Here is a 20250-nt window from a genome sequence, read left to right as displayed (position 1 = left end):
TAAAGGTGAACACGTTTATTTTTGCTAAGGTTAGCCATGATTATTTGGCTAACCTTACAGTATAATGAGCTTGACAAAAGGCATTATTTATGTTATATTACTACGTTGGAGTTGGAGTAGGCATGGTGCCAAAACAGCTCAACAAGTTCTTTGGACAACATGTGTGTCTAACAGAAAGGAGGGCGAAAATGCCCAACCGTGAAGGATGTCTCTGGATCGTGATCTCGTGGCTTCCGATCATCTTGATCGGTGTAGCCATCTATAGCATCTCGGGGTGCAGCCACACGGCCAGCGTCACGCGACGCGGCCGGGCGGCGACACCACCATGCGTAGCGCAAGCTACGCCGGCGGTCTCGTCACCGAGTACAACGAGGATTTTGAGGCCGACGCGGACTACGAGCGCTGTCTCGCTGTTCGCACTCAACTCATGCCCGTCTACCGCTCCGGCCGAGTTCTCAACTGGGCCGAGATGACCGACATCCAGCAGACCTGCTTTCAGCAGACGAGCGGATTCGGCATGGCGGGCTGGAACATGAACGGCTTCCCCAGGCATGGGCTTCGGCTACGCCTGGGGCGCCTCTCCCACCCTCTCGATCACCCCCGGACTTCGATGAATTCGATGAACAAGGAGAAGATGATGAAGAACCTCATGATGATCCTCGGTCTCATGCTCCTCGCGATGGCGTCCGGCTGCGGCGGTCTCTACGGCCGCGGCAGAATGGGCGCCTACGGCGGCGTCGGCTACGGCTCGGGTCCCTACGGATCCGCAGGCGGCGGCGTCGGCGGTCCGATGGCAGCCGGCCCCATGGTCGGCGTCCCCGGTTTCCACCGCAGGCGCGCTCCCCGTGGGCGCGCGCGGCCGCATCTCGCCCTACGGCGGATCGGCCTACTACGGCACCGGGTACACCAACCCGGAGCTCACGATGATGGCAGCCTCTCGGCGTGCCGAGTGGATGGCAGCTTCGGCCGCCGTTCCCTCCGTGCCGATGACATCGTCGCCCTGCGCAGACGGGAGCTGCCCGCTCCCCGAAGCCGAGGTCACTTCCGACCCCGAGCTCGAGGCGCGCATCGAGGCCGTCGAGGACCAGCTCCGCGCCGACCACGCACCTCGCTCTCGCTGACACACATCACTCTGGCAAGTGAGCTCCGGGATTACACCTGGAGCTCCTTCCCTCCGATTCATGAACATGATCATGAACAAGCTTCATGACTTGGAGGGAAGTCTCAAACCTGAGACGACCAACGTTCCTCAAAACAACAACCCAAAACCCTACGAGGCCCAGATGATCAAGCACCTCTCGTTCGTGTTCGCGCTCGCCTGCTTCACCCTCATCGGCTGCGGCGGCAGCGTCGACATGCGCTCCATCATGGAGCGTCTCGACCGCGCCGAGGCACGTGCCACGGAAGCGGAAGAGGAGAACGCTCGTCTCGAGCGTGATCGCGCCGACCTCATGGCCGGCCGCGAGCCCGCTTCCGAGACCAGCGGTGGTGACACGGCTCCGGTCGTGGCATCCGCTCCCGTCGCACCCATCGTGGGCGCCCCGCTCATGACGCCCATCGGAACGACGTCGACCGGCATGCCTGGCGTTCTCCAGATGTGCGACGGCGTCGACGGTGCCGGCATGCTCACCTCGGGCATGCTGACCTCCACAATGGCCTTCTCCACCGGCTCCGAGCCGTGGGGAGCATACACGATGGACGGCATGGACTACTTGGTCCAGAACAACTCCATCTTCGATGTCGCCATCGCGATCGATGGCCGTGTCGTCCACACCTTTGCAGGTGGAACGCCCCTCATGGTGAGCGACACGTCCGGCATGTGCGCGATGCCCGCGATCCCGCGGCGCGCGGGCCCCATGTCTCCGACTTCGATGAGCATCCCGCTCGTCGACGGCGCGGATCGTCCCCGTCACGAGATCACCTACTTCTGCTACCGCACAGCAGGTGGACGGCTCGCCTCTGCTCCCGCATATCGCGGCACTCACCCATTCCACATGGCTGGCGGTCTGCAGTGGCAGATCACCAATGGCGACTGCGGACAGGCCGGAACGCCCTGACGCAACTTGGGCACATTGCCATGTGCCCCTACTCTGATCACGACCGTCGTGAGCATCTCGCAAGAGAAGCTCCGACGGTCGTTTTCGATATCTCATAACTTCATTGTCATCCCAACGAACGCTGGGATCCAGCTAGAGGTCGGACGATTCGTAACCTTAGTCAGATGGACTCCTACCACCGCAGGAATGACAAGAAAACACAAAACCCGCAGTAGCGGGCTATGTGTTTGGGGGCCAGCAAAATTACGATGTAACGATCAACAGCTGTGCAAGCACAAAGCTGGAAATCGCGTAGGAAGAAACAATGATGACAAGACCGATAATAGCGTTGCGAATCATCGTCTTGGCTGCATCAACACCCTTGGAATCACCTCCGGAAGTCATCCAAAGGAATCCGCCGTAGAGTAAATAGAACAAGAGCACGATGCCCATGAATCCAAGAACAACGTTGATGATATTGCCAATAATGATTGGCAATCTTGTTGACTGGTCACCTGTTTGTCCAATCTGAGTACCTATCTTACCAACATTTTGCGCCGCAGTTCCACTTGGATCAAACGGGTTGCGACCGGGTTGAGCCTGAGCGATAAACGGGATGGAACCCGCCATCACGCTCAGACCGGCTCCGGCGGCGTAATAAAGCTTTTTCAAGTTCATAGATCAATCTGGGAATTAAGTCTTACAAGGCACAGCACCGATACTCGATACACGTCCGGTCATTACGGCGAGCAGACGTAAGCACTGCATTCACCAAGAACACACCTGCCCTCATGAGGTCCGACCGGAGAACTGCCGCCAGCAGGACATGTAACCTCGGGACAGTCGGCTGGAGCAGAACAAGCCGCTCCTCTCCCTCCCGCACCAGGTGCTTCACTGCCTGCACCTCCCGCATCGCCCGTAATCGTAGCCAACTGGCCAAGAACAAAAGCGGTGAGAGCGTAGGAAATGGCGACGATGACCACGCCGGCAACGGCATTGGTAATCATGGTCTTGGCCGCCTGCACGCCCTTTGTGTCTCCTCCAGAAGTCATCCAGAGAAAGCCGGCATAGAGCAGCATGACCAAGAGAACGACACCGAGGAAACCGAGCACGAGGTTGATCACGTTCCCGATGATCGAGAGCAAACACTCCGTCCCTTCACAAGAAGTAGACAAGCCCGTTCCGGCAGCCGCGCCGGAAAGTCCGGTGTTATCCGCCGTGAGTTGCGCCGATGCCATAACCGGCATCAACACGAGTGATGCGGTGAGACAAGCGGTAATGAATGAGTGACGAGACATGTAGTGAGTACCGGCGCTATGCCGGTGCAAGATTATTCAGAGGTTGCGGTGAGAAGCTGGCCGATCACGAAACTCGTGATTGCCCAAGCCGAGAGAATGATGGCGAGACCGATAATACCGGACACGATCAAGTTCTTGGCTTCCGATGTCTTCTCTTCGTTACCACCCGAGATCATATATTTGAAACCACCGACGAGCACAATTACCACGGCAATGATACCGAGGAAACCGAGAGCAACGTTGATGATACGAGCTGCAGTCTGGCGAACGTCGCCGGAACCGAGCTTAATATCGTTTTGGATGGCTCCAACACCAAGATCGTTGGCATTCAAACCCCCCTGAGCAAAGGTGACAGCTGGCAGCGCTGTGGCGGCAAGAATACCGGCCGTAGCGGCAAAACCAACAAGCTTTTTCATACGTAAAGTCATGCGTATGTCACCTCCTTTCTCATAGTCAAAGATATGTCTTCGTTCTGCAATTAACGCGCGGAACGACGAGGGAAGTATACCACAAGGACTTACGCGCCGCCCGCAACCTGTCCAGCGAGGTTAAACACCAAAGAAACCATCGAGTACGAAAAGGCGACAATGATCATTCCGACGACCGCATTGATCAATGTTTTCTTGGCAGAATCAATCCGCTTACTCTCCCCAGCCGTCATCCAAAGCACTCCGCCATACACAAACATCACAAGAAAAAGCGCGCCGACAATACCAAGGACCGCGCGGATAAGCCGACTAATAATCACGCGCAAATCCGTGGAACCGATAGGATTACGCAAACCAAAGTCGCTGGGACTTGTGCGATCTTCTCCGCCATCGCCCATACCGGGCGTCTCTACGCTCCCAGAATCGGCCGGAGCCGGTGCCTCGCGAGGCGTACAGCGATTTGCCTCATCAGGAGTGCTATCCGATTGATAATAATTATTATACCCCGTCTCACAGTGAACGGCACGCCAACCGCGGCTCGAACAATACGTATTACAGTACGTAAGTCGATCCGTATCAGATGCTCCTGCAGGAGCATCACCGCACTGCGTCACCTGACGCGGCGATTCGCCAACACGCGCTCCGTGCTGTGAACACGTTCCATCTGCAATTTTACACCAGCAAAATGGCTGCGCGGATACGCTCGTCGGCATCGCAGATACCAAAAACGAAAAAAGAAATACACCGACCATCCATAGACTAGCAAGTTGCGGCTTACGCGATACGATAGTCATATTACGAGCTCCCCAAAAGACTGAAGACAACGGAAACGATGCTATACGAGAAAAAGATCAGCACAAGCCCAATGGTCGAGTTTTTCAAAATCTCCTTGGCGGTATCGATACGCTTGCTATCCCCCGCCGTCATCCACATCACACCGCCGTACACAAACATGAGCAAGGCGAGCGCACCCACAAAACCAATAACCCCGCGCAAACCACGGCTAATAAATTCCGCAACGCCGACCTCGGCGTCCAGAGGATTATACAGAGCAATGGAGCCGGCATCCCCACTCCCTGAGCCGTCTCCCGTCCCTGACGCACCGGTACCGGCTCCGCCCGCTCCAAACAAAGAGGCCGGACACCCCTCAAGCGCCGCGGTCGTTAGCGTTCCAGTCCTCGTTGCTGCCTGTGCCTGACACGCTGTCTGACAAGCCGTCTGCGCTTCCGCACGCGTCGCCGGACCGGTCGGAGTACCTACGCCGGTTATCCCTCCGCTAATAGAAACACTTTGCGGGCCGGTACCCGTTTGAATCGTACATGTGCATGGACAACTTCCTCCAGCGGACGGTGCTGGAACAGGGGCCGAGGGAGGGGCACCTGATGAGGGTGTACACGTACCTGCTGTACAAGGACTTTCCAATCTACACTGTGCACTTGATGTACAAGCTGCTCCGATGGGCAGCCGACAGGTTCTCGAGCCACCCGCTTCATTATCACAATTTTCTCCCGCACCACATTCACCGCTTACATCGCAAGCGGCCCCAATTGCAGCAAAAGAATTTGTCGGAAAAACAAGTAATAATACGATCGCCATCGATAGAATCTTGATAAGCTGGGAAAGAGAGTGTAATCGAGTCATATTAGCGAGCAGCTTCCGTCGGACAACAGACCAAACGATTATCATCCCCGCACAATCCCGGCTGACAGCTTCTGTCACGGATTTCCGCGTTGCGAGCCGTCACATCTTCCCAGTTAGCAGAAAGCGGCTGACAAGAATTTGCGGGAAACGACGCGGTACAGCGGGCATCCCCACCGGAACCACCGGCGCGGAATGCGTTGTAAACGGTTGTCACAAGCGCGCTTGCACCAAACATCAAGATAATACCAATCGTTGCATTCACGAGCATGCCTTTGGCTGCCGAAACCTCGCTCGATTGAGAAGCAAAGAAAATATACTTGAATCCGGCGTAAACAAAGATCGCAAGAAAAATCGCGCCGGAAATACCAAACAAGAAGTTGGCAAAGTTCACACCCGTCTCAACAATGTCATCCAATCCGCAATTTCCATCCGCGACGCACGCCGGCAGCTGAAGTCGGAGCACACCCCCACCACCGCCTCCACCAGCTGGTGCTGACGGTTCCTCCCCGCCCAATCCGCGCGAGGCACCCGTGCCTGGCATGCAGCACATCGTATCAGTTCCGCCGGGACAAGCGCCGGAAACACAGCGCCGCGACCGATCAGGCCCAGATACTTCAGCTGATAAATTCTGACAACTCATCAGCGTGAGATCGCCAAAAGCCGCAATTTGCGCTGAGTTCAAGTCAGACGCTTGTGGCGGGCATTCAATAGCAAGCACGCCGGAAGGAACGGAGAACAAGAAAACAGAGAGCAGGAGGGCAAGCACCGACCAGATACTCTTTGTTCTTTGCTTACTGTTCATAGTCCCCATCATACCACTTACTGAATCGTTAACGCGATTTGGTCTGCGGCAAACCGTACGGCCTTCAGAGCGGTCACACCATTCACTACGGACGTGATCATCTCGCGGAATGATCGTTCCATCGCCGCAGAATCCTTACCGCGATACCAGCTCGTGGCCGTCAAAACCTGCGCCGCAAACACGCCAACACGCTCATCCTGCAGCTGCGCCGTCAGCAAAGACTTACGCGCACTCGGACGCTTGGCCTTATCCAAAACTTTTTGCAAAACATCTGGCTGGGTGAGCTGCATCAAGAAATTCCAAGCCAAATCCTGATTCGTCGATTTCTTGGCAACCACCCAGTTCCAATAATTGGCGTAATTTTTCTGCGGATTACCTTCAATCTGAGGAGCTTTAGCCAAACCAAGATTGATCTTTGGAGCCCGTGCACGGATCAAGTCATATTGATACGCGTAGCCAAAGAAGAATGCAGCGCGACCAGATACAAATGCCTCAAGCGAGTTAGGCATCGTGTCATTCCAGGTATAAACGTCCTTATTAGGGTTAGCGAAGTCCGTATAAAACTCCAGCGCTTGAAAGGAAGGCGGATTATCACGGCTCAATGCCGCAGGAATCTTATGGAAAATCGGATAGCCCGCATCATCCTCCATCGTCTGACCATTCTGGATCATGAGCAAAGACACCAAGTCGGTTGCCCGCTCGACATTGTTTGCTGTACCAATACCCGCCGCCGATTGCGTAACATTTCCCTGGCTGTCGAGCTTGGTCAATCGCTTCACCTGATCAGAAAATTGGGCCCAGTTCTCCGGCGGCGTCGGAATACCGGCCGCATTCAACAAATCCTTATTGTAGTAGAGAGCCATCGTATCAACACCAACTGGTACGCCCATGATCTTCTCTTGAAAGTCCTTCACGTTGGTATCCGTGGAAACATCAATCGTACGCAGTAAATCATGCTGAACGACATCGGCGTACTGATTCTTGAAATCGATAAGCGCGAGCGTCGGCTCTGTACGCAATTCCCATGTCAGCTCCTTCTTAATAGTTCCCGTAACGGTGCGATAGGCGGTTCTCGTGGTGCGCGGCATCGGAACAATCTTTGTCAGATACTCGCTCGTCCATGTGTTATGAATCAAAAAGACATCAGGTCCGCGATCCTCTGCTAGGGCATTCAACAATTGATCTTTATATTCTTCCAAGCGAAAACGGCGATACTCGACCTGAACATTCGGATGCGTCACACGATAAGCCGCCAGCAAATCCTGATAGACATCAACATCATCAACAACTCCCCAGACCTTCAAAGTCACTGGCTGTGACGCGCGGACAGCATCGGCAGAAGGCGCTCTGGTGCAGCCTTGGCCGGAAAGAGCGACAAGCGCCACGACGGCAATGAGCTTTTTGATTTTGTGATTCATAAAATCGATTCGCGTTAACGAATCGATTTTAGCATGTCGCGCGTCTCTTTGCCTAAATCATCACGTTTCAGCGCATAGGCCAAATTGGCTTTCAACCATCCGATCTTGGTACCTGTATCATGATATTCTCCCTCGATTTCACACGCATACACCGCCCGTTTTTTCATAAGAAGCGAGATCGCATCCAATAAAACATACTCTCCCCCAACGCCAGGCTTCAATTGCTCGATCTGCTCAAAGATATCCGGCGTCAGAATATATCCGCCAACACTCGCCAGTCTCGATGGCGCCTTTTCAGGCCCTGGCTTCTCAACCACCCCCTTAATCTGACAAACACGTTCTCCGACATTCGAGCCTGGATCAATCACTCCATACTTCTTTGTTCCTTCATCATCCGTTTTGATCGCCGTTAACACTGGATCGCCATACTTTTCGTAAACATCCAGCAATTGTCGCAAGCGCGGACGCTCAGAATCAAATACATCATCACCAAACAATACGGCAAACGGCTCATCTCCGATCACATGCCGTGCATTCATGATCGGCGTCGCATTTCCATACGGGCCTTTCTGACGCACGTACACAAAATTCGCAAGCTTAGAAATCTCTTTGATCTCCTCCAATGCGCGCTGCTTACCCTGACTCGTAAGCCAACTCTCCAGCATCGGGCTCTCATCAAAGTGATCCTCGACAGGGCGCTTGGTATGGCTTGTCACCAAAATAACATCGGTAATTCCTGATGCTACCGCTTCTTCAACAATATATTGAATCACCGGCTTATCGATAATCGGCAACATTTCCTTGGGCATCGCCTTGGTCGCCGGCAAAAACCGCGTGCCAAAGCCTGCCACCGGAATCACGACTTTTCTTACCGGCTTCATACAACAATACTTAACAATTTACCGGCAATATATCTCACCTGCTTAGGTTCTTTACCTTCCAAATACTTCTTCACATTCTCATCCGATAATGCCGCAGCCTTGGCTCCAGCTTCATCAATAGATGAATCAACGATGATCTTACCGCGCACCTTACCATTCACTTGAACAACAAGTTCAAAAGTAGCAGCCGTTAATTTGGAAGAATCATAAGCCGGCCAACCAGATCGATGAATCGATCCCTTCTCCCCCATAATCGACCAAAGCTCCTCCGTCATATGCGGCGCAAACGGAGCGAGGATCTGCAGATAGCCATGCTTCATCGATACCGGTACACCGCCCGCATCCGCAAAAGCATTCGTCAAAATCATCATCTGCGAAACACAGGTGTTGAAATGCAATTGATCGATTCCATCGGTGACTTTCTTTACACTCTGATGATAAATCGTTTCTAGCTCATCACTCGCCTCGATAGATTTACCCTCAACCAATAAACCCCAGACTTTCTCGAGGAATTTACGTACGCCTTCAATACCATTCGTATCCCAAGGTACCGGCTGATCAAAAGGCCCCATGAACATTTCGTACACACGGAACACATCGGCGCCGTATTCACCGACAACATCATCCGGATTCACCACATTCCCTTTGGACTTGGACATCTTCTCCCCGCCTTGCGCAAGAATCAGTCCATGCGATCGACGCTTGGCATACGGCTCGCTTCCACACTCTTCCGGAATAACTCTCAAATCCCACAAAAACTTGTACCAGAATCGGGAATACAACAGGTGAAGCGTCGTATGCTCCATGCCGCCGTTGTACAAATTCACCGGCATCCAATATTTCAACTTCTCTGCCGATGCGAACTCCGTATCATTATGCGGATCGCAATAGCGCAAAAAGTACCAACTGGAACCAGCCCAGTTAGGCATCGTATCGGTTTCACGTTCAGCCTTTTCTCCGCACGATGGACAATCAACCTCAACCCAATCACGAATAGCCGCAAGCGGTGACTCGCCAGAATCAGACGGCTCATATGCCTCGACATCCGGCAGCATCAACGGCAGCTCTTTTTCTGGAACCGGAACATAGCCGCACTTTTTACAGATCACGATCGGAATCGGCTCACCCCAATAACGCTGGCGAGAAAACACCCAATCACGCAATTTGTAGGTTATCGCTTTCTGGCCTTTCTTCTGTTCATTAAGCCAAGAAGTCATGTCATCTTTTGCCTTCCATGTCGGTAATCCATCGAGGAAACCGGAGTTGATCGCCTCTCCCTCACCAGAAAAAAGTGAAGCATTTTCATCCTTGATGCGCGGCAAGAGATAGTCGCGTTCCAATGGCGGCAAAGGCTCAGCTGAGATCTTGTCGAGCGGGATCCAAACCGGCTCATGCGTATCTGTTTCCGACGATGGCACAACCCCCTTGTCATCGCTTACCAAGTCAAACATCACAGCCGTGACATAAGCGATACGATTTTCATCTTTGTGCCCAGCAAAATAATCGGCACGCATTGGTCCGCCAAGAACGCCGACGAATTTCAAATCCGTATAACCGGTCTCTTCTTTCACTTCTCGTTTTGCCGCCTCGATTAAATCCTCACCCGCTTCCATTCCGCCAATCACAAATGTTGTTACCGGACGATGCTTCCAGCGCATGCAAAGAATTTCACCGGTTCTTGGATTTCGAATAACCGCGTGAACGGTCGGTCGTGTCACAGTCTTCTTTCCTTCACGATGCGCATTTTCCTTATCAACCACGATAGGCGCTACGACATACTTGATCGGCAATCCAAACTTTTTAGCGAACTCATGATCACGTTCATCATGCGCCGGCACGGCCATGATCGCTCCGGTTCCATATCCGGCCAACACATAATCGGAAATCCAAATGGAAATTTTCTCCCCATTTGCCGGGTTCACCGCCTCGATTCCCTTGAGTACACATCCAGTTTTTTCCTTGCCCTCTGCTGTACGCTCCATCTCGCTTTTGCCTGCCGTTGTTGATTGATATGCCTGAACCTCATCTTGATTCTTTATATCCCCCTCCTTCAACCACGTCGCAACCAGTGGATGCTCCGGTGCCATCACCAAATACGTCGCACCAAACAATGTATCGGGGCGCGTCGTGAACACCGTAACCTTATCGAATGGATTTTTGGAGCCAGAAATATTAAAATCTACATACGCTCCTTCACTCTTCCCAATCCAATTAATCTGCTGCGCTTTAATTTTCTCCAAGTAGTCGACCGTATCCAAATCTTTCAAGAGACGTTCCGCATATTTTGTAATGCGAATCATCCACTGCGCCTTCTCGCGTTTCTCGACCGGATTCCCGCAACGCTCGCAAACTCCCCCTTGGGCCTCTTCATTGGCCAAGCCGATCTTGCAGCGCGGGCACCAGTTGATAGTCGATGCCATCTTGAAAGCCATGCGATGTTCGTCCTTATTCAAATGCGGCGGCAATTCCTCGATAGGACGCGCACGCTGCTCAACCTCATCGTAAAAAGAATTGAAAAACTTCAAAAACTGCCACTGTGTCCATTTGTAGTATTTCGGATCCGTTGTATCGACCTCGCGAGACCAATCAAATCCAAAACCAATCGACTTCAGCTGGCGAGTAAAGTTACCGATATTCTTCTTGGTCGCCTCCTGCGGCTTGATCTTGTTCTTGATGGCAAAATTTTCCGTCGGTAATCCAAAAGCATCCCAACCAATCGGATAAAGAACATTTTTGCCCAACATTCGCTGTTTTCTGGTTACTGCATCAATAGCCGTATAGGAGCGCGGATGACCTACATGCAATCCCTCACCGGACGGGTACGGAAACTCGATAAGCCCGTAAAACTTCTCGGCCTTACCCGTATCATCAGCTCGATAAACGCCGTCTTGTTCCCAGCGCTCCTGCCATTTCTTTTCAATCTCGTGAACGGGACGTTTAGACATATATATAGGACTAAACCTTACTGTTTTCTCTCAATAAATTCAAACGACCCCTGACAGTAACATCAGGGGCCGAATGAGAGTTAAATCTTACCTGTGAGCCTTAGGCGGACTTGCGGACGAGGAGCAAGCGAGCGCTGTACACAAAGTTGACGACATAATAGCCCCCCAGAACGCTGCCGCCAGGAAGCGCGTCCAGCTCAGCCACCTGCCGGTCGACGCGATAGGACGCCGACGAGCCAAGAGCGAAGATCCAATTCTCGCGCAGGACGTCGGACTGAGCGTCGGCGAACTCGACGGCTTCCGTCTCGATCGCGTACCGGTAGCCGAGGCGATCCAAGTACTCGGCAAGCGTATTCTCGATCGAGCAGACCCGCTGCTTGCGGAACTCAGCGGGGATATCCGCTACGATGAACTCGCGCTCGCCAGGGGTTTCATCGATCGTGGCGCAGGACGCGTGACGGGTCCACGTGCGACCGTCGTAGAGGAGCGGGACCTCCCTGCCCGGGAACTTCTCGTGCAGCGCTTCGATCCCGGGGAGCTTGGCGTAAGTAACCAAGACCGTGAAGGTCGTGCCGACAATTTTCGGCTCCTCCACCTTTGCAGACACCTCCTTACGCACGGAGCGACTCGCCAACTTCTTCTGTGCCATAGTGACACCCTCCCGTCACAGCATTGGCGCCGTGAACCGTGTTCCGTCAGAAATACTCGTTGCGCTCGCGGACCATCCGCGCTCATCAACCAGCTACCTAGGACCACTTCCAACAAATTAAGGCCAAGTTATAAGGAACAACTAACGAAGAAATATACCTAAAAAATGACATTTTGTCAATAGAAGAGCCGTTTTATTGACTTTTTTTACTTCGTTTGCTAGCCTTTCACCACTAACTTACTGCGTCCCGTTGGCTTTGCTAACGGAAACGTGAACCCGGCCCTTCCGGCCCGAAGTTGATTCGCAAGGATCGCTTGGGGCCGAAAGACGCCGACAAGCTATGTTGAACCCAGACAAGAAGAAGCGGATTATTGAAAAATTTAAGACCCATGCGACCGACACCGGCTCCCCGCAAGTCCAGATCGCCATTTTGACCGAGGAGGTCAAAGAGCTCACGGAGCACTTGAAGAGCCACAAGAAGGACAACTCGTCCCGCCGTGGTTTGATCAAGAAAGTTGGCGAGCGCCGCCGCCTGATGAAATACCTCAAGCGCGAGGACGCCAAAGCCTACGACGATTTGATGGCCAAGCTCAAAGTCTAACATAAACGCCCCGAAAGGGGCGTTTTGTTTTATCCAAGCCAAATTTTACAGAGCCTCAATATTTTGATATACTGGTGTTACAGCTAATTTAACACGTCAGTCCCAGCCTTTTTCTGACGTTTCTCTTTTTTACTTCCCTTTCTTGGTTTTGCTGGTCACTAACAACTGACCACTGAAAACTGACCACTGCCCTTATGATGATCCAACGCCCAGACCAGCGTGTCGCTGTTTTTATCGACACGCAAAACATGTATCACAGCGCCAAACATGTTTTTAACTCCAAAGTTTCTTTTTCTGCACTTGTAGAAGCCGTTGTCGGCTCGCGCATGATGAGCCGCGCCATCGCCTATGTCGCCAAATCCAAGGGTGGTGATGAATCCGCTTTCTTTGAAGCCCTCCTATCCAGCGGCATCGAGCTCAAAATCAAAGATGTCCAAGAATTTTCAAGCGGCGCTAAAAAAGCCGACTGGGACGTCGGCATGGCTGTCGACGCCATCTCCATCGCCAGCAAAGTCGATGTCATTGTTCTTGCGACAGGCGACGGCGACTTTGTGCCCCTCGTCGAATATTTAAAAGCGCATGGCGTCATCTGCGAGGTCGCCGCTTTTGCCGAATCCACCAATGCCCGTCTGCGTGAAGTCGCCGACGCTTTCATGGATCTTTCCTCGGAACCGGATCGATTCCTCATCGGATATCGCGGCCGCCGAAAAGCAGAGAAAGAAGAGACGGAAAAACCATCGCGACGCAAAGGCGCCCGCCGTGAATCGCCTCCAGAAGACAATGCCTCGTCCAGAATCCGCATCACGCACTAAAACCCTGAAAATACTAGGCAAACGCGAGACTTTATGATACAGAGAGTCTCGCGTTTGTATCGTGAAATTGTCGATCCCCACATTGAAGGGATTCATCAATTCCATGATCGCGCAGCCGCACTAACTACCCAAACCCTCTTTCATTTATGGCCATCAAACCAGCCAAAGAATTCTCCATCGATTGGGCCGGGCGCACCTCACGATCGGCGTCGGCCAGCTCGCCAAACAAGCCAATGGCTCTTGTACCGTCCGCTACGGCGACACGGTCGTCTTATGTACCGCCGTTCTCGGTGAAGCCAAAGAAGACATGAGCCACTTCCCGCTCATGGTCGACTACGAGGAGCGCATGTACGCCGCCGGCCGCATCAAAGGCTCGCGCTTCATCAAGCGTGAAGGCCGCGCTACCGACGAAGCCATTCTTTCCGGCCGCCTCATCGACCGCGCTGTCCGCCCCCTCTTTCCGGATCATCTCTACAATGAAGTCGCCATCGTCACGACCGTCTTTTCCCATGACGGAACCAATGACGCCGACGTCCCAGGTTTAATCGGTGCCGCCTGCGCACTCGCCATCTCCGACATCCCATGGCATGGCCCGATCGCCGCGGTCCGCATCGGACGCGTAGAAGGAAAATTCATCGTCCAGCCAAGCTACGCAGAAACCAATCTTGGCGATCTCGACTTGGTCGTTGCCGGTACCTCGGACAAGACAATCATGGTTGAAGCTGCCGCAAGCCAACTCACAGAATCCGAAATGCTTGAAGCGATGAAAATCGCCAGCGAGCAATTGAGCCCCGTCATCGATTTGATCAACAGAGTTGCCAAGGAAGTCGGAAAAACCAAGCTCGATCCAACCAAGCCAAAAAATGAAGAAGACGCTGCCAAAAAAGCAGCCATCGCTGAAATTCAAAAGAACGCTTGGACTTTCCTTGAGACCAAGCGCGGCATTCTCTTTTCTGAACCGCTCGCAACCAAAGCCGACCGCAAAGCCGGTGTTGCTCGCTTAAAGAAAGAGCTCGCAGAAAACTTGAGCGCGCTCGGCATCTCCAAGGACGATCGTAAAAAGGCCGAGTCTATTTTGGAAGAATTCGTCGATTCCGAAGTCACCAAAATGATCCTGGATGAAAAGCGCCGCGCCGATGGCCGCGCGCTCGATGAAATCCGCTCACTCGGAGCTATCGTCGGCTTGATTCCGCGCACGCATGGATCCGGCTTGTTTGAACGCGGTTCTACCCAGGTGCTCTCGAGCGTAACGCTCGGCTCCCCGGGCATGGAGCAGACGCTCGACACCATGGAATTCCAAGGTACCAAGCGCTACTTCCACCACTACAATTTCCCAAGCTACGCCGTCGGAGAAACCAAGGGCAGCCGCGGCCCTGGCCGTCGTGAAATCGGTCACGGTGCCCTCGCCGAGCGCGCCATCATGCCGGTTCTCCCGGCAAAAGAAGACTTCCCATACACCGTCCGCGTTGTATCAGAAGTTCTCGGCTCCAACGGATCTTCTTCAATGGGCGCAACCTGTGGCTCCACCCTCGCTCTTCTCGACGCTGGCGTTCCGATCAAAGAACCTGTCGCTGGTATCGCTATGGGTATGGCTTCCGATGAAAAAGCCGGACGCTACCAAGTCATCACCGACCTTCAGGATTTGGAAGATGGAAACGGCGGCATGGATTTCAAAATCGCCGGAACCCGTAATGGCATTACCGCTATTCAGCTCGACACAAAAACGTCCGGCCTCCCCTGGAATGTCGTGACAGAAACCCTTGAACGCGCCAAAACCGCACGTATCCAAATTCTCGATGAGATGAAAAAGGCGATCGCCGCTCCCCGCTCGGAAATGTCGCCATTCGCCCCGCGTATCGAGTCCTTCCGCATCAATCCGGACAAAATCCGCGATGTCATCGGCCCAGGCGGCAAAATGATCAACGGCATTATCGATGCCCTCAAAGTAGAAATCGATATTGAGGACGACGGTCTTGTCATGGTCACATCCAACAACGCCGATTCCATGCGCCGCGCCGTCGAGTGGATCAAAGAACTGACACGTGAAGTCGCCGTTGGTGAAACTTTTGAAGGAGAGGTTGTCCGCATCATGCCATTTGGCGCATTCGTAAACATCCTCCCCAAAGTCGATGGCCTCGTACACATCTCCGAGCTCGCCCAAGGCCGCACGGAAAAAGTGGAAGACGTCGTAAACATCGGAGACACGGTCAAAGTCGTCGTGTATGAAATCGATGGCCAAGGCCGCATCAATCTCTCAATGAAACGCCTCGATCCAGACTACGTCCCGTCGGAAAAAGACAATAAACCGCTGCGCGATGGCAAAGGCCCTCGTAAATAAAACATCCGCAGAAAAACCCCGCCAAACCGGCGGGGTTTCCATATCCGCCCGTTTTCCGATACCCTTTCCGCAACTGCATGTCCGTAGAAATCATCCTGAATCGCGAAAGCAATATCATCATGGCAGAAGGCCATGGCCGTCGTTGGAATTTCTGGAATCTCTCGGCACTCGGTATCCTGCTCGGACTCGCCCTCTTTTTTGGAGGCATGTGGTACCTGCTTTCCAGACCTATTCCGATCCCTATCGATACAGCCATCATCGGCGTCATTTCACCTAAAGCATCCAAACAGATGCTCCCTGCAGCTTTTCAAGAGAAAATCCCTGCCATCTGCCAAGACGCTCTCTCCAGCGATTCCGACTGGCCAATTATCTGCGGTATCACAACTTCAGGCGCTGCTTTCACCATACAACCTCGTTGGCTCGATCGTAAAAGCAATCAACGATACACAGCCGGACTCGTCGCAAGAAATGGAGAAATCGGAAATGAAACCAAGACCTTCCGCTACTCAAGCGCCCTCTCCTGGCGCGGTCTCGCCAAGCAGCCAGTCATGGAAGTAGAGAGCTCAGCTATCGAGAAATGGCTCGGCTTGGAAGTCGCCTCAACCTCGACCAAAATCCTTTTCCGCTGGAATGGACGTGGTTTCGATAGCGATCTTACCCTTCCCCCGCAAACAACGCCGCTACCCGCCGGTGACATCGCCCTATCTCTCGGACGAGTTGCTTGGGACACGCTCCCCGGCGATCTTTTTCTTGATGCCGCCAATTTACCCGACCGCAGCCAATGGAAACCCCTCCCGCCTATTGAACGCTATGCCGTCTGGCTTGATAAAGACCGTCTCATCGAAGGTCGATACATCGGCTTCAGCGATCCTCTCGATCAAGAGCTCGCCGCTCGCGTCCTCGGACTCATGGGCGTAACAGAACGCCGCGCCCTCACCCTCCCTGACGGAACCGTCTCCTACGAACGCCTCCTCCCAACCGCCTCAACCAGCACCGATCTGTTTGGACGCAGACAAAATGACCGCGGCCAATGGATCGATCTTTCTCCGCGGTTCATTCTCGTATCCAACGCGAGCACCACCTTGGATCAAAGCAATGTTGCGCCCTGCAGCATGGGCTATCCATGGCTCCGACTCTCTAAAAACGCCTTGCACGACATGCTCGGAATCTCTCTACCGAGTCTTCAAGCCTTCTCCCAGAACGGCCGCCTCGCAATTTGCTTCGAATAATAGGTTATCCACAAGCAATACACAGTTTGAAGGATAAATCCCCATCCAAAATCAAACCCGATTCAAGCAAAAAAAGCTGCATTTTTATAAGAAATTTTACATTTCTTCCCCAGCACAAGAATTATTCCGCCTTTGTGGTATACTAGTAGTGACTCACCGCGAGTCTCGCACCTTCTCTTTCCCGTTCTTTTACCGGAACGTCACATCCAGGCTAAACGCCTCGTCGCGATCCGGTTTCGCTCTTTCTTTTTACGGATTCCGCCAAATGCGGATGATCACCAGGGTAACCACTCCCATCAGCGTCAGTTAAAACCTCGCACCTTCAAACTACCCTCAGGACCGACCTTCGTCTCGTACGAATGTCGATTCCATTCCTCCACTTGGTCCATCGGCCACTTCGTGGCTCATGGAAATCAAAAACCAAATCAAATGTCCTTTATCGGCAACCTTAATTTTTTGCACTTCGGTGCATCTAGGGCTCTGCCAGGACCAGGTAGAGGGAGTAGTCTCCGGACCGAGATCCACATGCTGTGTCAGACTTGCTGCGACAAATAAGTTGAGCTCTCCGAGCTCCTTACGCCGCGGGAACGACCTGCGAATCACGGTCCAAGGACCGCATCACCACATTGCTTATGCATTAAGGGTGCCACTGCGGTCCTTTTAAAATTCCTAAAATAATTGACGATTATTAATAAAGTTTCATAAAAGTGCCTTTTTCTTTACGTTTTTCTCTATTTTTGCTAGACTGTTCCCATATGAATGCCGCGACTCTCGAGGAGATCAAAACACAGCTGATGGAGGCCAAGACTCGTCTTGAGCAAGACTTAAAAGAAATGGGTTTTCATCCAGACTCAAAAAATCCAAAAACCCCTGATTTCCCGGAATCTGGCGGCAACTCCGATGACGACAATGCCTCGGAAGTCACCACTCTCGCTGATGAAATCTCGCTTGGTGAAAAGTTGGAAGATGAACTAAACGACACCATCAAAGCCTTAAAAGCCATCGAAGCCGGTAAATACGGCATCTGTAAATACTGCGGCAAACCAATCGACGAAAAACGCCTGATTGCCCGCCCGACCTCTTCATCCTGTATCGAATGCAAGAAAACGCTCACCCAAGAGATCTAGGTTTCGCCCTCTTGGCCGCAGGTTCTACATTTGTTCTCGACCAATGGCTCAAGTCGACCCTGTTTGCAAATGAAGCATTGATGAACGGATCATGGCTTTTGGGCCTGATCCGTTTTACAGATCATCGGAATTTTGGCATCAGTTTTAATCTCCCCGTCCCCTATTGGTTGATGCTCGTTATCGCGATCGGAGCATTGATCTGGGCTATTTACGAGCTACTCACGCGACACGCAGCACGCGACACGCGACACGCTATTTTTCTAGGCATCTTCATTGGTGGAGTAATTGGAAACTTGTTCGATCGTGTAGCGCTTGGCTTTGTCCGCGACTGGTTACTCCTCTGGGGCCGATCCGCGGTAAATCTTGCTGATGGCGCGATTCTTCTCGGACTGATCCGTTATCTTTTTTGGAAGCCTAAGGCTTGACAATCTCAGAAAAAACTGGAACGGGGTATATATGGCCTCGCTCATACACACGGCATCTGTCCTCGGTCTTGAAGCTCATCCCGTACAAGCAGAAACCGATATTTCACCAGGATTGGGAGCTTTCCTTATCGTCGGCTTACCAGACACCGCCGTGCAGGAAGCGCGCGAACGAGTCAAAAGCGCCCTCAAGCACGCTGGCGTAAGCTTCCCACGCACCCGAGTCATAATTAATCTTGCTCCCGCCGACTTACGTAAAACCGGGACACCTTTTGATCTACCCATCGCCATCTCGATCATTGCAGCAGAAGGATTGCTCAATGAAGAACTGCTAAAAGGCATTCTTTTTGCAGGAGAGCTCGGTCTCGATGGCTCAATCCGTCCAATCTCCGGTGCCCTCTCTTTTGCCATACTCGCTAAAAGCTCCGGATTTCATTCAATAATCTTGCCATCAGAAAATGCGAATGAAGCCGCTTTAATTCATGGGCTAAACGTCTATTCCGCGCGATATCTCTCGGAAGTTATAAACCATCTCAAAGGAGACACCCTTCCCGTCACCCCACCAAGAAATGTTTCCGATTCCATCGGCCTCCCATTTCAAGGACCTGATTTTTCAGCCATCCGCGGACAGGCGCAGGCTCGTCGCGCATTAGAAATCGCTGCAGCCGGTGGTCACAACATTCTCATGCAAGGCCCGCCCGGCTCTGGAAAAACACTGCTCGCCCGCGCATTTCCAGGCATTCTTCCAGGCTTAACAGTAGAAGAAGCGCTTGAAGTAACACGTATTCATTCCGTAGCCGGACTCTTACCCAATGACGGCATTATCTGTAATCGGCCTTTTCGTTCCCCGCACCACACCGCGAGCACTGCCTCACTCGTAGGTGGCGGCTCCATTCCTAAACCAGGTGAAATCTCGCTCGCGCATCGAGGCGTGCTTTTTCTTGATGAATTTCTGGAATTTCCTCGAGCTGTATTAGAAAGCCTCCGTCAACCGTTAGAGGATGGGACGATCACCGTCAGCCGCGCCCACGGTACGCTCTCTTTTCCGGCGCGTGTCGCCCTTGTCGGAGCGATGAACCCCTGCCCCTGCGGCTACGCCACCGACCCTGATCGTGCCTGCACATGCTCGGCTATGCAGCTTTCCCGCTATCAGAAAAAACTCAGCGGACCCTTGCTAGATCGCATTGATCTCTTCCTTGAAGTTCCCAAAGTCCCAACAACCGAGCTCACGGATATCGCCGCGCAAGAAGACAGCGCAAGCGTACGTAGCAGAGTACAGGCGGCCCGCGACCTCCAAACAGCCCGCTGGAAATCCATCGGCTGCAAAACCAATGCCGAGCTAGGCTCTGATCATGTCCGTCGTTACATTGATCTCGAGCCGGAAGCCAAAACCCTCCTCCGTCATGCCGTCGATGCTCATCGTTTAAGTGCCCGTTCCTACTTCCGACTCCTCAAAGTCTCCCGCACCATCGCCGACCTCGCCGGCGAAGACAAAATCCGCTCTTTGCACGTCGCCGAATCACTCAATTATCGCCACGATCCATCCACTTGACAGCTTCCGAACCGCTCATTTCAAAACATGCCATCTTGATTGACTCCCACCCCCGATTCTGCTAAAGTACG

At 52.9% G+C, this 20250-nt stretch carries 20 protein-coding genes; 8 read left to right on the top strand and 12 right to left on the bottom strand.

Annotated features, from left to right (window positions below):
* Positions 1-259: 259 nt before the first annotated feature.
* Positions 260-553: a hypothetical protein gene (locus tag IPH19_03530; GenBank protein ID QQR60459.1), complete on the bottom strand. Its 294-nt coding sequence runs from the start codon at positions 551-553 to the stop codon at positions 260-262.
* 336 nt (positions 554-889) lie between these two features.
* A complete protein-coding gene (locus IPH19_03525; GenBank protein QQR60458.1) occupies positions 890-1126 on the bottom strand; it encodes a hypothetical protein in 237 nt (78 codons plus the stop codon).
* Positions 1127-1139: 13 nt separating this feature from the next.
* Here IPH19_03525 and IPH19_03520 point away from each other — a divergent pair, with 13 nt between their 5' ends.
* Positions 1140-2057, top strand: coding sequence for a hypothetical protein (locus tag IPH19_03520; protein QQR60457.1), 918 nt, complete (start codon positions 1140-1142; stop codon positions 2055-2057).
* 243 nt (positions 2058-2300) lie between these two features.
* Here the strand turns inward: IPH19_03520 and IPH19_03515 are convergent, their stop codons facing one another.
* The 10 genes from IPH19_03515 to IPH19_03470 form a co-directional block, all read right to left on the bottom strand.
* Positions 2301-2714 (bottom strand): hypothetical protein, encoded by a 414-nt coding sequence (locus tag IPH19_03515; protein ID QQR60456.1) that lies wholly within the window; start codon positions 2712-2714, stop codon positions 2301-2303.
* Between the two features lie 62 nt (positions 2715-2776).
* Positions 2777-3334, bottom strand: coding sequence for a hypothetical protein (locus IPH19_03510; protein QQR60455.1), 558 nt, complete (start codon positions 3332-3334; stop codon positions 2777-2779).
* Positions 3335-3366: 32 nt separating this feature from the next.
* Positions 3367-3750, bottom strand: a complete 384-nt coding sequence (locus tag IPH19_03505) for a hypothetical protein (GenBank protein QQR60454.1) — start codon at positions 3748-3750, stop codon at positions 3367-3369.
* A 101-nt stretch (positions 3751-3851) separates the two neighbouring features.
* Positions 3852-4475 (bottom strand): hypothetical protein, encoded by a 624-nt coding sequence (locus tag IPH19_03500; protein QQR60453.1) that lies wholly within the window; start codon positions 4473-4475, stop codon positions 3852-3854.
* 82 nt (positions 4476-4557) lie between these two features.
* On the bottom strand, positions 4558-5403 hold the full coding sequence (locus tag IPH19_03495) for a hypothetical protein (GenBank protein ID QQR60452.1): 846 nt from the start codon (positions 5401-5403) through the stop codon (positions 4558-4560).
* A 1-nt stretch (position 5404) separates the two neighbouring features.
* Positions 5405-6205, bottom strand: coding sequence for a hypothetical protein (locus tag IPH19_03490; protein QQR60451.1), 801 nt, complete (start codon positions 6203-6205; stop codon positions 5405-5407).
* A 17-nt stretch (positions 6206-6222) separates the two neighbouring features.
* Positions 6223-7623: an extracellular solute-binding protein gene (locus IPH19_03485; GenBank protein ID QQR60450.1), complete on the bottom strand. Its 1401-nt coding sequence runs from the start codon at positions 7621-7623 to the stop codon at positions 6223-6225.
* A gap of 14 nt (positions 7624-7637) precedes the next feature.
* Positions 7638-8504: a UTP--glucose-1-phosphate uridylyltransferase gene (locus IPH19_03480; protein ID QQR60449.1), complete on the bottom strand. Its 867-nt coding sequence runs from the start codon at positions 8502-8504 to the stop codon at positions 7638-7640.
* Entirely contained in the window at positions 8501-11449 is a 2949-nt protein-coding gene (locus tag IPH19_03475; protein ID QQR60448.1) for a class I tRNA ligase family protein, read from the bottom strand. Before IPH19_03475 ends, IPH19_03480 begins: the two co-directional genes overlap by 4 nt.
* Before the next feature lie 100 nt (positions 11450-11549).
* Positions 11550-12098, bottom strand: a complete 549-nt coding sequence (locus IPH19_03470; GenBank protein QQR60447.1) for a hypothetical protein — start codon at positions 12096-12098, stop codon at positions 11550-11552.
* Between the two features lie 340 nt (positions 12099-12438).
* Here IPH19_03470 and rpsO point away from each other — a divergent pair, with 340 nt between their 5' ends.
* From rpsO to IPH19_03435, 7 genes are all read left to right on the top strand, one after another.
* The gene (rpsO, locus tag IPH19_03465; GenBank protein ID QQR60446.1) at positions 12439-12699 is read left to right on the top strand and encodes a 30S ribosomal protein S15; all 261 of its coding nucleotides are present in this window, start codon (positions 12439-12441) and stop codon (positions 12697-12699) included.
* 194 nt (positions 12700-12893) lie between these two features.
* Positions 12894-13511 carry an NYN domain-containing protein gene (locus IPH19_03460; protein QQR60445.1) on the top strand — a complete coding sequence of 206 codons (618 nt, stop codon included), beginning with the start codon at positions 12894-12896 and terminating at the stop codon, positions 13509-13511.
* A 169-nt stretch (positions 13512-13680) separates the two neighbouring features.
* Complete coding sequence (pnp, locus tag IPH19_03455; GenBank protein ID QQR61361.1) at positions 13681-15849, top strand: polyribonucleotide nucleotidyltransferase; 2169 nt, start codon at positions 13681-13683, stop codon at positions 15847-15849.
* 77 nt (positions 15850-15926) lie between these two features.
* Positions 15927-17078 (top strand): hypothetical protein, encoded by a 1152-nt coding sequence (locus IPH19_03450; protein ID QQR60444.1) that lies wholly within the window; start codon positions 15927-15929, stop codon positions 17076-17078.
* Positions 17079-17833: 755 nt separating this feature from the next.
* On the top strand, positions 17834-18205 hold the full coding sequence (locus IPH19_03445) for a TraR/DksA C4-type zinc finger protein (GenBank protein ID QQR60443.1): 372 nt from the start codon (positions 17834-17836) through the stop codon (positions 18203-18205).
* A complete protein-coding gene (locus IPH19_03440) occupies positions 18175-18630 on the top strand; it encodes a signal peptidase II (protein ID QQR60442.1) in 456 nt (151 codons plus the stop codon). Before IPH19_03445 ends, IPH19_03440 begins: the two co-directional genes overlap by 31 nt.
* A 31-nt stretch (positions 18631-18661) precedes the next feature.
* Positions 18662-20179, top strand: coding sequence for a YifB family Mg chelatase-like AAA ATPase (locus IPH19_03435; GenBank protein QQR60441.1), 1518 nt, complete (start codon positions 18662-18664; stop codon positions 20177-20179).
* Positions 20180-20250: the final 71 nt, after the last annotated feature.

It is taken from the genome of Candidatus Uhrbacteria bacterium (genome assembly GCA_016699205.1).
Classification (GTDB): Bacteria; Patescibacteriota; Patescibacteriia; order 2-12-FULL-60-25; family 2-12-FULL-60-25; genus CAIXDN01.
This window is presented reverse-complemented; position numbering and strand designations above follow the sequence as displayed.

What these genes read in the sequence shown, in the direction of transcription:
- IPH19_03515 (QQR60456.1), bottom strand. Translation starts at nt 2,714, where the DNA reads ATGAACTTGAAAAAGCTTTATTACGCCGCCGGAGCCGGTCTGAGCGTG.
- IPH19_03445 (QQR60443.1), top strand. Translation starts at nt 17,834, where the DNA reads ATGAATGCCGCGACTCTCGAGGAGATCAAAACACAGCTGATGGAGGCC.
- IPH19_03485 (QQR60450.1), bottom strand. Translation starts at nt 7,623, where the DNA reads ATGAATCACAAAATCAAAAAGCTCATTGCCGTCGTGGCGCTTGTCGCT.
- IPH19_03450 (QQR60444.1), top strand. Translation starts at nt 15,927, where the DNA reads ATGTCCGTAGAAATCATCCTGAATCGCGAAAGCAATATCATCATGGCA.
- IPH19_03490 (QQR60451.1), bottom strand. Translation starts at nt 6,205, where the DNA reads ATGAACAGTAAGCAAAGAACAAAGAGTATCTGGTCGGTGCTTGCCCTC.
- IPH19_03505 (QQR60454.1), bottom strand. Translation starts at nt 3,750, where the DNA reads ATGAAAAAGCTTGTTGGTTTTGCCGCTACGGCCGGTATTCTTGCCGCC.
- IPH19_03510 (QQR60455.1), bottom strand. Translation starts at nt 3,334, where the DNA reads ATGTCTCGTCACTCATTCATTACCGCTTGTCTCACCGCATCACTCGTG.
- IPH19_03530 (QQR60459.1), bottom strand. Translation starts at nt 553, where the DNA reads ATGCCTGGGGAAGCCGTTCATGTTCCAGCCCGCCATGCCGAATCCGCT.
- IPH19_03495 (QQR60452.1), bottom strand. Translation starts at nt 5,403, where the DNA reads ATGACTCGATTACACTCTCTTTCCCAGCTTATCAAGATTCTATCGATG.
- IPH19_03470 (QQR60447.1), bottom strand. Translation starts at nt 12,098, where the DNA reads ATGGCACAGAAGAAGTTGGCGAGTCGCTCCGTGCGTAAGGAGGTGTCT.
- IPH19_03435 (QQR60441.1), top strand. Translation starts at nt 18,662, where the DNA reads ATGGCCTCGCTCATACACACGGCATCTGTCCTCGGTCTTGAAGCTCAT.
- IPH19_03480 (QQR60449.1), bottom strand. Translation starts at nt 8,504, where the DNA reads ATGAAGCCGGTAAGAAAAGTCGTGATTCCGGTGGCAGGCTTTGGCACG.
- IPH19_03440 (QQR60442.1), top strand. Translation starts at nt 18,175, where the DNA reads ATGCAAGAAAACGCTCACCCAAGAGATCTAGGTTTCGCCCTCTTGGCC.
- rpsO (QQR60446.1), top strand. Translation starts at nt 12,439, where the DNA reads ATGTTGAACCCAGACAAGAAGAAGCGGATTATTGAAAAATTTAAGACC.
- IPH19_03475 (QQR60448.1), bottom strand. Translation starts at nt 11,449, where the DNA reads ATGTCTAAACGTCCCGTTCACGAGATTGAAAAGAAATGGCAGGAGCGC.
- IPH19_03460 (QQR60445.1), top strand. Translation starts at nt 12,894, where the DNA reads ATGATGATCCAACGCCCAGACCAGCGTGTCGCTGTTTTTATCGACACG.
- IPH19_03500 (QQR60453.1), bottom strand. Translation starts at nt 4,475, where the DNA reads ATGCCGACGAGCGTATCCGCGCAGCCATTTTGCTGGTGTAAAATTGCA.